Origin of the sequence: Pseudomonas sp. B21-053 (genome assembly GCF_026016365.1) — a bacterium.
Taxonomy (GTDB): domain Bacteria; phylum Pseudomonadota; class Gammaproteobacteria; order Pseudomonadales; family Pseudomonadaceae; genus Aquipseudomonas; species Aquipseudomonas nunensis.
In genome coordinates, this window is record NZ_CP087205.1 from 3,071,725 (window position 1) to 3,086,009 (window position 14,285).

Annotated in this window: 11 protein-coding genes; 8 read left to right on the top strand and 3 right to left on the bottom strand. The window is 60.2% G+C overall.

The window, feature by feature from the left end:
- Window positions 1-64: 64 nt before the first annotated feature.
- From LOY68_RS14065 to LOY68_RS14075, 3 genes are all read left to right on the top strand, one after another.
- Complete coding sequence (locus tag LOY68_RS14065; RefSeq protein ID WP_265045305.1) at window positions 65-1,066, top strand: ATP-binding protein; 1,002 nt, start codon at window positions 65-67, stop codon at window positions 1,064-1,066.
- A gap of 53 nt (window positions 1,067-1,119) precedes the next feature.
- Entirely contained in the window at window positions 1,120-1,722 is a 603-nt protein-coding gene (locus tag LOY68_RS14070; protein WP_265045781.1) for a vWA domain-containing protein, read from the top strand.
- A gap of 110 nt (window positions 1,723-1,832) precedes the next feature.
- Entirely contained in the window at window positions 1,833-3,476 is a 1,644-nt protein-coding gene (locus LOY68_RS14075) for a phospholipase D-like domain-containing protein (RefSeq protein WP_265045307.1), read from the top strand.
- Between the two features lie 162 nt (window positions 3,477-3,638).
- On the opposite strand, the gene poxB is transcribed toward LOY68_RS14075, so the two are convergent.
- Together poxB and LOY68_RS14085 are read right to left on the bottom strand one after the other, a co-directional pair.
- A complete protein-coding gene (poxB, locus tag LOY68_RS14080) occupies window positions 3,639-5,363 on the bottom strand; it encodes a ubiquinone-dependent pyruvate dehydrogenase (protein ID WP_265045308.1) in 1,725 nt (574 codons plus the stop codon).
- 322 nt (window positions 5,364-5,685) lie between these two features.
- Window positions 5,686-6,909 (bottom strand): NADH:flavin oxidoreductase/NADH oxidase family protein, encoded by a 1,224-nt coding sequence (locus LOY68_RS14085; protein ID WP_265045310.1) that lies wholly within the window; start codon window positions 6,907-6,909, stop codon window positions 5,686-5,688.
- A 78-nt stretch (window positions 6,910-6,987) separates the two neighbouring features.
- On the opposite strand from LOY68_RS14085, the gene LOY68_RS14090 reads away from it, so the two are divergent.
- Complete coding sequence (locus LOY68_RS14090; protein WP_265045312.1) at window positions 6,988-7,398, top strand: MerR family transcriptional regulator; 411 nt, start codon at window positions 6,988-6,990, stop codon at window positions 7,396-7,398.
- A gap of 146 nt (window positions 7,399-7,544) precedes the next feature.
- On the opposite strand, the gene LOY68_RS14095 is transcribed toward LOY68_RS14090, so the two are convergent.
- Window positions 7,545-9,080, bottom strand: a complete 1,536-nt coding sequence (locus LOY68_RS14095; protein ID WP_265045313.1) for an MFS transporter — start codon at window positions 9,078-9,080, stop codon at window positions 7,545-7,547.
- 141 nt (window positions 9,081-9,221) lie between these two features.
- On the opposite strand from LOY68_RS14095, the gene LOY68_RS14100 reads away from it, so the two are divergent.
- From LOY68_RS14100 to LOY68_RS14115, 4 genes are all read left to right on the top strand, one after another.
- Window positions 9,222-10,100 carry a LysR family transcriptional regulator gene (locus tag LOY68_RS14100; RefSeq protein WP_265045315.1) on the top strand — a complete coding sequence of 293 codons (879 nt, stop codon included), beginning with the start codon at window positions 9,222-9,224 and terminating at the stop codon, window positions 10,098-10,100.
- A gap of 285 nt (window positions 10,101-10,385) precedes the next feature.
- On the top strand, window positions 10,386-11,447 hold the full coding sequence (locus LOY68_RS14105; RefSeq protein WP_265045317.1) for a hypothetical protein: 1,062 nt from the start codon (window positions 10,386-10,388) through the stop codon (window positions 11,445-11,447).
- Window positions 11,444-12,235, top strand: coding sequence for an N-acetylmuramoyl-L-alanine amidase (locus LOY68_RS14110; RefSeq protein WP_163909848.1), 792 nt, complete (start codon window positions 11,444-11,446; stop codon window positions 12,233-12,235). Before LOY68_RS14105 ends, LOY68_RS14110 begins: the two co-directional genes overlap by 4 nt.
- A 396-nt stretch (window positions 12,236-12,631) precedes the next feature.
- A complete protein-coding gene (locus tag LOY68_RS14115) occupies window positions 12,632-14,191 on the top strand; it encodes a TerC family protein (RefSeq protein WP_265045318.1) in 1,560 nt (519 codons plus the stop codon).
- The last annotated feature ends 94 nt before the right edge of the window (window positions 14,192-14,285 follow it).

Consider the following 14,285-nt stretch of genomic DNA (forward strand, 5'->3'; position numbering starts at 1 on the left):
TCGCTAGCAGGCTCGCTCCCACAAGGGAACATGTATTTACCCCGACCATGACCGAGTATCAACGATGACCGACACCCCGCATTTCCCCCTCTCCGCCGTGGTCGGCGCCGATGACTTGAAGCTAGCCCTGTACCTGACCGCCATCGACCCGAAAATCGGCGGCGTGCTGATCGAAGGCCCGCGCGGCATGGCCAAATCCACCCTGGCCCGTGGCCTTGCGGACCTGCTCGCCAGCGGCCAATTCGTCACCTTGCCCCTGGGCGCCACCGAAGAACGTCTGGTCGGCACCCTCGACCTCGACGCCGCCCTGAGTGACGGTCGCGCGCAGTTCTCCCCGGGCGTGCTGGCCAAGGCTGATGGCGGTGTTTTGTACGTCGATGAAGTCAACTTGCTGCCCGATCACCTCGTCGACCTGCTGCTTGACGTGGCCGCCAGCGGCACCAACCTGATCGAGCGCGACGGTATTTCCCATCGGCATTCGGCGAAGTTCGTGCTGATCGGCACCATGAACCCGGAAGAAGGCGAACTGCGCCCGCAACTGCTCGATCGCTTCGGCCTGAACGTTGCCCTCAGCGGCCACACTGCGCCCGCCGAGCGTGGTCAGATCATCCGTCGGCGCCTGGATTTCGACAGTGATCCTCAAGGCTTCTGCGCCGAATGGGAAAGTCAGCAACACGCACTGCGCGAACGTTGCCAGCAGGCGCGCAATGCCTTGGCGAACATTCCGCTGGACGACGCCGCACTCGCACACATCACCGAGCGCTGCTTTGCTGCCGGTGTGGATGGCCTGCGCGCCGACCTGGTCTGGCTGCGCGCCGCTCGTGCCCACGCGGCCTGGCGCGGGGCAAGCGCAATTAGCGAGGAAGATATCGATGCGGTCGCCGAGTTTGCCTTGCGCCATCGGCGTCGCGAACATCCTCACGCGCCACCGCAACAAACGCCACAGTCACCGACCGCCGATAACTCCAACCCAAGCGAAGGCCAGGGCCAGTGGGGTGAAATGCCCGCACAGGCGCTGCCGGTCGGCGCCCGACGTGACGTGCCGAGCTGGCCAAAAAAGCCCTAGGCATTCGCCCTCGATCTGACGCGGGGGCGAATGCCAGACCCCGCGCCGGACGGCTGGACAATGGCCGCCAAGGTAAACGTCGCGCAGCCCCGCAAGGCTCGATCAACTGGCCGGGCACCTTGCTCAACGGGCGTCCGCGTAAGCATGAAGACTTGCTGTTTCATCTGCGCACCCGTTCGGCCCACGAACTATGGCTGGTGATCGTCGATGCGTCGGCCTCGACCCGACGCCATCAGGCATTGAGCGATGCCAAGGGTTTATTGGCGCAACTGTTCGATGACGCCTACCGCCAACGTGCGCGGCTGGCACTGTTGACCGCTAGCGGCAATGCGCCGAAGTGGCAGGTCCAAGGTTTGAAGGCGTCCAGCGGTTTGCGCACCTGGCTGGATGGTTTGGGCGCTGGCGGCGGCACGCCGATGCTCGCGGCGCTGAATGAAGCTGGGCAGTGGCTGGCCGCTCGGCAGAAGCGCTTTCCGGCGGAACAGCAGCGTTTGTTGCTGGTGACCGATGGGCGCTTGAAGGCATGGCCGGGGTTGCCGGTGCTGGCGTGTCCGGGGCTGCTGATTGATATCGAGCGCGGGCCGATTCGGCTGGGACGGGCTAAGGTGTTGGCTAGCGAGTTACAGGCAGAGTACCGGCATATCGATGATGTGTAGCGGGCCGAAAAGATCGCAGCCTTCGGCAGCTCCTACATTGATTGTTGCGTACGCCTGACCTGTAGGAGCTGCCGAAGGCTGCGATCTTTTGATCTTCACAGGAGTGAACCATGCGCGTTCTAGCCGCTAACCTTCAGGACGATTTCCGCGTCAAAGCCTACGCCGGCACCAACGGCGTGCTGTTGGCCATGGACTTGGCCGAACCTCGCCGCAAAGGCTTGCTCGGGTTTGCCATCGAGAAACAGTCAGGCAACAAACCCTGGCTGTTCCTGTTCAACAGCCTGAGCTTCCCCGGCAAGGTCCATACATTCCCGCAATACCACGCCACCCCAAGCGATATCGCGCCGCTGCAGAAATTTCGCTGGGCCGATTACGCGGTCAATCCGGGGACGACCATGCATTACCGCGTCCATCTGGCCTACGGCACACCCGATGCGCCGCAGCTGGGTGAATGCCTCGAACTGAGCATCACGTCCGACGACGGCCTGCCGCACAACCAGAGCGTGATCTTCAACCGCGCGGTGGCGGCGAGCCAGGCGTTCCAGCGCAAGTTTCCCGAGCTGGATGCGCAGATCAGCGTCAACCGCAACCTGCCCATCGAAGCCTGGCCGATCGCGGCGCAGAATTGGCTCGAGAACGGATTGCTCGGACGCTTGCTGGGGTTTATCCAGCGTGCCGTGGACGACCAATGGGCATTGGATATTGCGATCTACGAGTATCAATTGCAGTCGATCGTCGATGCGGTGAACGCCGCGTTCGCCCGTGGGGTCAAGGTGCGGGTGCTGTATCACGCGCAACCGAACGATGAAGACACCACGATGAACGAGGCCAGCCTGGAAAAAATCCCGGCGGCGAACAAGCGCGGACGAGTCACCCACAACATCTTCCACGACAAATTCATCGTCCTGAGCAAACTGGAGGGCGGGGAGCATCGGCCGCAAGCGGTGCTTTGCGGCAGCACCAACTTCACGCCCAACGGTGTCTACCGCCAGGCCAACGTGGTGCATGTGCTGGACGATGCGCGGGTCGGCGCCAGTTACTTGCAGACTTTCGAGGAGGTGTGGGCCAACCCGGCGGACGTCGGTGCGACGCGCACCTGGCTGACCAAGAACAACCCGATGGACCCGACCCAACCGCTGTTCGCCGGATTTTCACCGCGCAGCGGCCGCGGGGACCTGCAAGAGTTTGTCGAGATCATCAACGGCGCGAAAAAGGACATCCTGTTCGTCACCGCGTTCGCCTTGCCCGACGACATCCTCAACGCGTTGCTCGGCCAGCCCCACGACGACATCCTGCGCTACGGCCTGCAAAATACGGTCAGCCGCATCACCGGTTTCCACGCCGACCGCAGCGCCGAATTCGCCGCCACGGCGCTGCTCAACACCGGGCTGGAAGGCTGGCTCAAGGAAAACATGAAAGGGCAGAAGGGCAATCTGCTGGTGCACACCAAAGCCATCGTCACCGACTTCACCACCGATACACCGACCATTATCAGCGGCAGCCACAACCTGAGTGCGGCGGCGAGTAATGGCAATGACGAGAACTACCTGATCATTCGTGGCGATACGGATTTGGCGGATCGCTATGGGTTGGAGTTGCTGCGGTTTTATGAGCATTACCGGTTTCGGTATTTTGCGAAAAAACTGGCGTTGAAAGAGGTCTCGCCGTTGGCGGCGGATGACAGCTGGACCCATGATTATTATGTGGCGGGGGATCTGCGGGAGTTGTCCAGGTTGCGATTCTCTGGTCGATAGAATTCCCCCTGTGGGAGCGGGCTTGCTCGCGAAAGCGGTGGGTCAGTTGACATAAATGCTGACTGACACGACGCCTTCGCGAGCAAGCCCGCTCCCACAGGTTTTGCGCAAATTCTGTGGGAGCGAGCCTGCTCGCGAATGGGGCGCCTCAGTCCTTACTGGTTAGCGAAACCAGTTAGTCCGCGCCAATTCAATCACTTCATCCCCACGCCCGCTCATCACAGCCTTGAGCATGTACAGGCTGAACCCCTTGGCCTGTTCCAGCTTGATGGTCGGCGGCATCGCCAGTTCCTGGGTCGCGGTGATCACGTCCACCAACACCGGCCCGTCATGCGCCAGCGCCCGGCGCAACGCCGGTTCCAGGGCTTCAGACTCTTCAACGCGAATCCCCAGAATACCCATGGCATTCGCCATAGCCGCAAAGTCCGGGTTGTGCAGGTCGGTGCCGGTATCAAGCAACCCGCTGGACTTCATTTCCATCGCGACAAAGCCCAACGACGCGTTGTCGTAGACGATGATTTTTACCGGCAACTTCAACTGCGCCAGAGAGATGAAATCCCCCATCAACATGCTGAAACCACCATCACCGGACAACGAAATCACCTGCCGATCCGGGAACGCAGCCTGGGCGCCAATCGCCTGAGGCATGGCGTTGGCCATCGAGCCGTGGTTGAACGAACCCAGCAGGCGCCGCTTGCCATTCATTTTCAGATAACGCGCCGCCCATACGGTTGGCGTGCCGACGTCGGCAGTGAAGATCGCGTCTTCATCCGCTAACTCGCTGAGTAGGCGCGTGAGGTATTGCGGGTGAATCGGCCGGCCCGGTGCGGAAGGCTGGGCCAGGTCATCGAGGCCTTGGCGCGCTTTCTCGTAATGCTTGAGCGAGGATTCGAGAAAGCTCCGGTCACCGCGATAGGGCAGGCGCGGCAGCAGCGCGGCGAGGGTTTCGCCGACGTCGGCAGCGATGCCCAGGTCCAGCGCGGTACGACGGCCCAGCGCTTCGGGGTTGTGGTCGATTTGAATAATGGTCGCGTCGGTGGGGTAGAACTGCCGATACGGGAAGTCGGTGCCGAGCATCACCAGGGTGTCGCAGTTGAGCATCGCGTGATAGCCAGAGCTGAAGCCGATCAACCCAGTCATGCCGACGTCGAACGGGTTGTCCCATTCCACGTGTTCCTTGCCGCGCAACGCATGCACTACCGGCGCGCCGAGGGCGTCGGCCAGCGCCACCACTTGATCGTGAGCGCCGGCTGTCCCTGCGCCGCACATCAGGGTCACGGCTTTGCTTTGGCTCAGCAGTTCGACCAGGCGATCCATATCCTGCGGGGCGGGCAGAGTGCGCGGCTTCGACAGAGCCGGCCACGGCTTGAGGTTGTCTTCGACTTCCTGCAACGCCACGTCACCGGGAATCACCACCACCGCGACGCCGCGATTGAGAATCGCGCTGCGCATCGCCCGGTGCAGTACTTGCGGCATCTGCGCCGGGTTGCTGACCAGTTCGACAAAGTGGCTGCACTCCTTGAACAGTTCCTGCGGATGGGTTTCCTGAAAGTAGTCGAGGCCGACTTCCGACGAAGGAATCTGCGCCGCGATGGCCAGCACCGGCACATGATTCTTGTGGCAGTCGAACAGCCCGTTGATCAAGTGCAGGTTGCCCGGCCCGCAACTGCCGGCACACACCGCCAGCTCCCCGGTGACCGCGGCTTCAGCCCCGGCGGCAAACGCCGCGACTTCTTCGTGACGCACGTGCATCCACTCGATGCTGTCCATGGTGCGCAGGGCTTCGGTCAGGCCGTTCAGGCTATCGCCGGTCAGGCCCCAGATGCGTTTCACGCCGGCCTGTTCAAGGGTGGTTGCCAGTTGCTGGGCAATGGTGATTTTCGCCATGAATGAGGTGCTCCAGTAATCGATGAATTGTCCTCGGGGTTAAAAGAGGACAACTCAACGGCACCCATGACTCACGCCGATTTACGCTTACTTCGCCAAACGCGCGCTTCGTTGCAGCTGTCAACGCACGAGCCTGCGTCGGGGTTGTAGCAGCTGTCGAGGTACGAGGCTGCGTTCGGCTGCGCAGCAGTCGTGAAATCAGACGATGCGGTGTGTCAGGAAGACCGCGTGCTCAGGTTTGGCGACTGCTTCGCAGCCGAACGCAGCCTCGTGCCTCGACAGCTGCTACGAGCGAACGCAGGTATGGCGGCGGCTACCCGCATCAGGTGGCCATCGCCTGTTTGTACTGGCGGGTGCGTCGGGCGATGTAGATCTGGTCGCGGATCAACGCCCACAGGGCTGAGACTTGAGGGCGGGGCTGGTGCCCACGGCTCAGGCGATGCAACTGGAATTTCACCACCGCCATGGTCGCCAGTGCGGCCAGGGGTTTGCGCTTCCAGTGGATCGGCGGCAGTTGCGGGTGGCTGTTCTTGCCTTCACGCCAGTGTTTGACCAATTGTGGTTCAACCGCCATCGCGGTGCCGATCCCGGCCATGGCGATGCCGCTGTCGAGGACTTGTTCGACGATCGCCAGACGGCGGATACCGCCGGTGACCATCACCGGCATGCGCGCCACACTGGCCAGTTCGCCAGCCATTTCCAGAAAGTAGGCTTCTCGCGCCAAGGTCCGGCCATCACGCGCTTCGCCTTGCATCGCAGGAGCTTCGTAGCTGCCGCCGGATAATTCCAGCAAGTCGATTCGCTGTTCGTTGAGCCACTGGATCACTTGCCGGGCATCGTCGGCATCGAAGCCGCCGCGCTGGAAGTCCGCAGAGTTGAGCTTCACCGACACACAGAACTGCGGCGACACCGCGTTGCGCACGGCGCTGACCACATTCAGGAGCAGGCGAGCACGATTCTCCAGGGAACCGCCCCATTGATCGGTGCGGCGATTGGTCAGCGGTGACAAAAACTGGCTGAGCAAATAGCCGTGGGCCGCGTGAATCTGCACCCCGGTGAAGCCGGATTTTTCCGCCAGCGCCGCACTGGTGGCGAAACGCTGGATCACCTCCTGGATATCGCTCTCGGACATCGGTTTAGGCTCGGCGAACATCTTCGAGAACCCGCCCAGATCCAGCGCTACCGCCGAAGGTGCCCAGGCTTGCTGGCCAAGATTGGCCATGGTCTGGCGCCCCGGATGGTTGAGCTGCACCCAGAACTGCGCGCCACCAGCCCGGCCAATCGTCGCCCACTGGCGGAAGCGTTCCAGATGCTGCTCGTCTTCCAGCACCACGCCGCCGGGGCCGGTCATAGCACGACGGTCGATCATCACGTTACCGGTCAGCAACAACCCGGCTTCGCCCTCGGCCCAGGCTTGATACAAGCGCAGCAATGCATCGGAAGGCGCCTGTTGCCGGTCCGCGAGGTTTTCTTCCATCGCGGCTTTGGCAATGCGATTGCCGATGGTCTGGCCGTTGGGCAAATTCAAGGCTTGGAAGGGCGACATGGCTTGACTCCTCATCAGTAATGCGTGGAGGCTAAGCTTAAAGTTAACTTTAATGTCAAGCAGGCAAATGAGGCGCAGATGAAGATTGGTGAATTGGCGGAGTTAAGCGGGTTCAATCCGTCGCGCATTCGGTTTTACGAGGCTCAGGGCTTGATCCAGAAAGTCGAACGCCGGGCCAACGGTTACCGACATTACCCCGAGCAAGTGTTGCAGACGCTGTACCTGATCCAGTGCGCGCAGCAGGCCGGTTTCAGCCTCGAAGAGTTGAAGCTGTTGATGCCGGACGCGGCGACCGGTGAGTTCAAACACGACGAGCTGCTGGCGGGCCTGACGCGTAAAGTCGAGCAGATCGAAGAAATGCAGCAGCACCTCGCGCAGAGCAAGGCAAAGCTGCTGGCGGTGATCGATGATATCCAGGCGAAACCCGAAGGCATGGGCTGCGATGCGAATGCCGAACGGGTAATGGCGTCGTTCAAACAGCCGCGCTGATCGCTGCATGGAGGGCCTCTTCGCGAGCAGGCTCGCTCCCACAGGGGATCACCTGTCGAACACAAATTCTGTGCCCGCTACAAATCCCCTGTAGGAGCGAAGCTTGCTCGCGAAGAGGCCCTCCCATTCAACATCGAATCATGCCGTCAAACCCGCGCCGTTTCCGGCAAGTGCTTCGAGGGCGTTGGAATCGGATTACGCATCAACGTACCCACCACCACCGCACCCAGCAGCGCCAATCCCCCCGCAACCAACAGCAACAAACTGAACCCGCCAACAAACGCCTGCCGCGCCAGCGGTTCAACCACACTGCGCGCGGTGTCCGGCAACAAACCCAGCGCCGCCGCCATATCCCCGGCCACCACCCGCGAGGCGATGCCGCGCGTTTGCTCCAGCCATTGCCCCGACAAGCTGTTACGCAGCAACAACTCAGTATGACTGGCCAGCAACGCGCCATACACGCCGATGGCCAGCATGATCGCGCTGAAGCGCATCGTGGTGCTCATGCCCGACGCCATGCCGGCGCGGTCCCGTGGCACGCAGGCCATGATGTTTTTCTGTGTGTCGCCGTTCAGCAGTCCGGCGCCGGCACCGGTCACGGCAATCGCCAGGGCGAAGGGCAAGTAGCCGCCGCTGTTGACCGCCCAGGCGCTGAGCAGGTTGCCGCTGCCGACCAATGTCAGCCCGGCCGCCATCAAGGTCGCGGGGGCAAAGCGGCTCGCCAATCGAGCACCGATGCGTGGGCAGATCAGCATCGTCACGGCAAACGGCAACATTCCTAACCCGGAGGCGATTGCCGAAAACCCCAGGCCGTTTTGCAGGTAGAACGGCAGCATCGTCATCATCACCTGGGCACAACCGGCATAGGCGAACATCCCCAGCAGCGCACCGATAAAGCGCGGATGCTTGAACAATTGCAGGTCAACCATGGGTCGCTGCTGCATCCGCTCGATCACCACGAACAGCCCCAGCAGCACAGCGCCGCCGATCAGTCGGGCGTAGGTGAGGGGATTGCTCCAGCCGATACGGTTGGCTTCGATCAAGCCCCAGATCAGGCACAACAAACTCGCACTGAAGGCCAGGCTGCCCCACGGGTCGAGGCGGGCGGATTGAGTGTCTCGGGATTCCGGCACGTTGCGCCAGACCATCGCCATCAGCAGCAAACCGACTGGCAAGTTGAGGTAGAAAATCCAGCGCCAGCCGATGTACTCGGTGATCAGCCCGCCCAGCGTCGGCGCGGCCGTCATCGCCACGCCCATGCACGCGCCCCAGAACGCCCAGGCTTTGGCTCGCTCCACCTCGTCGTGAAAGGCATGGCCAATCGAGGCCAGCGCCGACGTCAACAACAGCGCGGCGCCAACACCCTTGATCGCCCGGGCAATGTCGAGAAACAGCGCATTGGGCGCCGCCCCGCAACCGAGGGAGGCGAGGATGAAAATCCCCAGCCCCCAGAGCAGGGTTTTCTGCCGGCCAAAGCGGTCGGCAATGCTGCCCGCTGGCAGCAACAACGCGGCGAACGCCAGCATGTAGGCGCTGACCACCCACTCGATGTCGGCAAAATTGGCTCCCAGGTCCCGGGCGATGGTAGGCAGGGTGACGGCGACGATATTGGTGTCGAGGACAATCAGCGAACACACCCCGGAGGCGGTCAGCAGTGTCAGGCGTGGGCTGACCCGATTCATAAGGAGATTGCCTTTTGAGTAAGGTGTTTGACGGACATGGTTTCGGCTCTCTACTGTGGGTGCAGCGAAAGCTTATCCCGGTGACGATCAGGCTTTGTTAGCTGCCAGTCGAGACTTCATTACCTTTGAGCTAATCCTGCGATGGACATACGCCATTTCCGCTACTTTCTGGCTGTTGCCCGGCAGCGCAATTTCACCCGCGCCGCCGAACAACTGGGCATCGCGCCGCCGACTTTGAGCCGGCAGATCCAAGACATGGAAACAGAACTCGGCACGCGATTGTTCCTGCGCCAGCAACGGGAAGTCAGCCTGACCGAAGCCGGCGCCGCGTTGGTGATCGAGGCCGAGGCCACGGTGCGCCAGTTCGAATTCGCCCAGCGCAATGCGCAACGTGCCGGACGTGGCGATATCGGCCATATCGAACTCGGTTACGTGGCCTCGGCGGTGTACTCGGGGCTTTTGCAAAAACAGGTGCAAGCCTTTAACCGCGAGTGCCCGGACGTCAGCCTGAATGTGCGGGAAAGTCCGATGGCGGCGTTGCCGGGCCTGGTGATCGAGGGACGTTTCGATATCGGTTATGTCCGTTCACCCATGACCTTGCCCGAAGGGCTGGAGGCGATTCGGCTCGATGCGGAGGGTTTTGTGCTCGCCGTGTCGAGCGAATCCTGGCTGTGCCGCTTGCCGCAGATCAGCCCGGCGCATTTGCAAAACGAGACCTTTGTCCTGCCGGAGCAAATCAACGGCACTTTGCAGGTCGCGGCCCAGGGCGGATTTGCGCCGAAACTGGGGGCGCAGCCGGGCGGATTGGTCGCGCTGATTGCCTTGGTGTCGCTGGGGCAGGGCGTGGCGGTGGTGCCGGAGTCGGTGGTCGGGCATGTCGGGTTGCCCGGGGTGGTGTATCGGGAGATCGAGGCGTGTGCGGCGAGTTCGTGGTTGTCGCTGATTTATCGGCGGTTTGAAAAATCGCGAGCCGTGGAGAGGTATATCGAACGGGTAAAACAAAAATGGCCGGGGAAGTAGTTGTCTCAAATTTTTTATGATGTGTCGGTTTTTGTTACAACACTGTATGTCTTGCTTAACACTTTTTTTGCGCGTTAAGCACTGCTGTAAGTTTTGTGAGTTGCTTTGTTTTATTGCTGAAACAGTTGAGTTTGGGTAATCGGATATTGAGTTGTTTTTAGTGTTGGGTTGCAGTTTGCGCGGAATTAATTACGGGCTATGTTAAGTGTAACGAAGGACAAGTAGGTCCGGTTGTGTAACGGGTAAAGAGACCTTAACCAACTTTTCGCTTTCTCGTATGCGTCGATGACTAAAACTTACTTGGCATTATCGCCGGGAGTTCTCATGGCTCGAGGAAATGATGAAACCAATGTTCTGAATGCGGCGGATCAACCCAATGTAGATGATGCAACGCGCAAGTCCAGAAGGCCCTCCGGGTTGCAAGTCAAGGCGCTGGGGTTAGGGTTGATCGTGTTTGCCCTGGTGCTCTCGTATATGCTGGTGGTGTTATGGCCAGCGCATGTCCCGACCTCGGGCGTCGATGCGGCCGCCCAAGACATATGCTTTGTGTTCAAGACCTGTTTTTCAGTGCCTGTTGAAGCGCGATTAATCATGTTGGTCATGGCGGCGGGAGGCCTTGGCAGTTTTGTTCATACGGCTACCTCGTTTGGTGACTTCGTGGGTAACGAAAAGCTCACGTCCAACTGGATGTGGTGGTACATACTCAAGCCCTTTATCGGAATGGCGCTGGCGATCATTCTTTATATGACGCTTAGAGCCGGTCTGCTGACGACCAGCAGTGATGCAGGCAATGTAAATTTCTACGGTGTGGCGGCACTGGCCAGTATGGCGGGAATGTTCTCAAAACAGGCGACGGACAAACTCAGTGAAGTGTTTGATACGTTGTTCAAGACTTCAGTTGGCGGTGGAGATGCCAAGCGTAAGGATGATCTGGAGAGCCCGGTTCCGGGCTTGTCTTCGATCACACCTGCCCAGGTGATATCGAAGTCTGGCGACACCGTTGTCGTCCTTAAAGGGACGGGCTTCATCAAGGGTTCGGTGATAAAGGTCAACGGCAACAATCGGCGGACAGACTATATCGACGCGACACAACTGTCCGTGTGCCTTCTCGCTGATGAGCTGGCAAAACAAGGCGAATTGCTGCTCACGGTCTTCAATCCGGCTCCCGGCGGAGGACTTTCAGCGCCGCTGCGCTTGAGCATCGTGGAGGCGCCGGCGGTTTTGCCGGCCACGACCACAGCGATTAACGACGATGGTCACGATGAACTGGACGGTTGCGATGGCCAGTGCCTTTCAAGCACCCACGACGAGGACCTTCCACCTTCCATGGGAGGCGTTGCATCATGAGTTATTCATTGATCTGGTTACCGGACGTACTGCAAAGCGCTGGCTTGAAAGTGGCATTGGTGGATGGTTGGCGTGATCGCGGACGGGGTGAGATGGGCGGCATTGATGGCGTCATTTGTCATCACACTGCGGGAGCCCGGCGCGGCAACATGCCGACGTTGGCAACGCTCATCAACGGTCGCAATGACTTGCCCGGGCCTCTTTCGCAATTGGGGTTGGGTCGGGACGGGACGTTCTACGTTATTGCGGCCGGGCGATGCAATCACGCCGGAAAAGGCGAGTGGAAAGGCATCACCACCGGCAATACGAACTTTATCGGTATCGAAGCTGAAAACACCGGTCTGTCGGACGATGCAAACTGGCCTGCGGTTCAGGTCGACAGTTATCAGCGAGGTGTGGCGGCCATTTTGAAGCAGGTCGGGCGCAGTGCTGACTTCTGCGCCGGACACAAAGAATACGCCCCACACCGCAAGTCGGACCCGACGCTGGACATGGCGGCGTTTCGTAGCGCGGTTTCCGCGATCATGAACGGGGTCACGCCTATGCCGACATTGATTCCCGCCGTTGAAACAGCTCCACAAGATGGTTTGGCAATGGCTCGACCGACTTTGCGACGAGGCGCTATCGGCGACCTTGTCAGGCAGATTCAAAGCAAGTGCGCGATAGCGGCTGATGGTTATTTCGGACCTCAGACTGAAGCAGCCTTGCGTGAATTACAGCGTACCCATGGGCTGGTTCCCGACGGTATCGTGGGGCCCAAGACCTGGAAGGTGCTTGACCAGATTTGATTGCGAAAGTGACCGGCACGAGTCTGGCACGATGTGGGTGGCTCATCACGTTTTAACGGGCTGCCTGCTGCCGCGCGCTGGCTCGCGATCTCCGAAAACTGTGTTCAGCAACGGTTCGAACATCACGTTACACAGATTTTGTAATGATTTACCTCTGTAGGAATTATCTCTTTCGCCTGTACGCTCCAAGTCCTTTTTCCTTTCAGGACTTACATGAACACCCTCTCGGAGCCTCCCAGTCAGCCCTTCATCTCGCGCATCTGCGCAATTCTGACGCACCTCAAACACCCGGTTTTCCGACCTCTGTCTATTTCTGTATCTACAACCCCACGGCACTCGCGCCGCACCTTGCCGTGCCCGGCATTCTGAATTCGCTGAACAGATCGAGACTTTTTTATGGAATGGATAGCTGACCCCACCGCCTGGCTGGGCTTGTTGACGTTGATCGTGCTGGAGCTGGTGCTGGGCATCGACAACCTGGTGTTTATCGCGATCCTGGCGGACAAGTTGCCGCCGCATCAGCGCGACCGTGCGCGGATCATCGGTTTGTCCCTGGCGTTGCTGATGCGGCTTGGCTTGCTGGCGAGTATTTCCTGGCTGGTGACCTTGACACAGCCGCTGTTCGAGGTATTCGACAAAAGCTTCTCCGGGCGTGACTTGATCATGCTGTTCGGCGGTGTGTTCCTCTTGTTCAAGGCCACCATGGAACTGCATGAACGCCTTGAAGGGCATGTCGGCCAACGGGCGAGCAATGCTGTTTATGCGATGTTCTGGCCGATCGTGGCGCAGATCGTGGTGCTCGACGCAGTGTTTTCCCTGGACGCGGTGATTACCGCCGTGGGCATGGTCGATGAGCTGGCAGTGATGATGATCGCGGTGATCATTTCCATCGGCCTGATGATCGTCGCGAGCAAGCCGTTGACCCGCTTCGTCAACGAACACCCGACCGTGATCATGCTGTGCCTGGGCTTCCTGATGATGATCGGTTTCGCCCTGACCGCCGAGGGCCTGGGGTTCCACATTCCCAAGGGTTACCTGTACGCGGCCATCGGTTTCTCGATCCTGATCGAGGTGTTCAACCAGATCGCCCGTGCCCGGCGCAAGCGCTCCATGCAGGGCTTGCGGCCGATGCGCGAACGCACGGCGCATGCGGTGATGCGTTTGCTCGGTGGTCGCCGGTTGGCGGTGGAAGAGGTCGGCGAAGAGATTGCCGACCTGTTGGATAACGGCGAGGCGCCGAGTGAAGCTCTGTTTGACCGCCGTGAGCGGGTGATGATCAGTGGCGTGCTGCAACTGGCCGAGCGGCCGATTCGTACACTGATGACGGTGCGGGCTGACGTCGATCACATCGATCTGGCCGACGATGCCGAGACCATTCGTACACGCCTGATGCACTCTTCCTACTCGCGTTTGCCTCTGATTCGCGATGGCTTGGTGGATGAACCCTTGGGCTTCGTGCATAAAAAGGAACTGCTGAAAGAGTACCTGGCCGGCAACAACCCGGAACTTGAAGACCTGGCGCGCCAGACGATCAACTTGCTGGACAGCTACTCGATCCTCAATGCTCTGGAGCAAATGCGCCAAGCCTCGACTCACATCGCCTTCGTGGTCAATGAATTCGGTGACTTCGTCGGCGTGCTGACCATGACTGACATTCTCGAGTCGATTGCCGGCGAACTGCCGGATGCCAGCGAGATCGAAGGCCCGGATGTGGTTGAAGAGCAGGGCGGGTTCGTGGTCAGCGGCGCATTGAGCCTGGCGCGGGTGCGGCAGTTGACGGGGTTCGGTGCTGAACCTACCGACGATTACCAGACTTTGGCCGGGTTGGTGATGAGTGTGTTGGATCGGTTGCCGATGATCGGCGACCGGCATGAACGGGATGGCTGGAGCATGACGGTGATGGCGGTTGAAGAGCGGCGGGTGGTGCGGGTGTTGTTGGTACGTATCAGCGGGTAATTTTGCCTTGGGTTTGAGGGCCTCTTCGCGAGCAAGCCCGCTCCCACACTGGATCCGCGGCGAGCACATTATTTGTGTACGCCACCGATCCCAT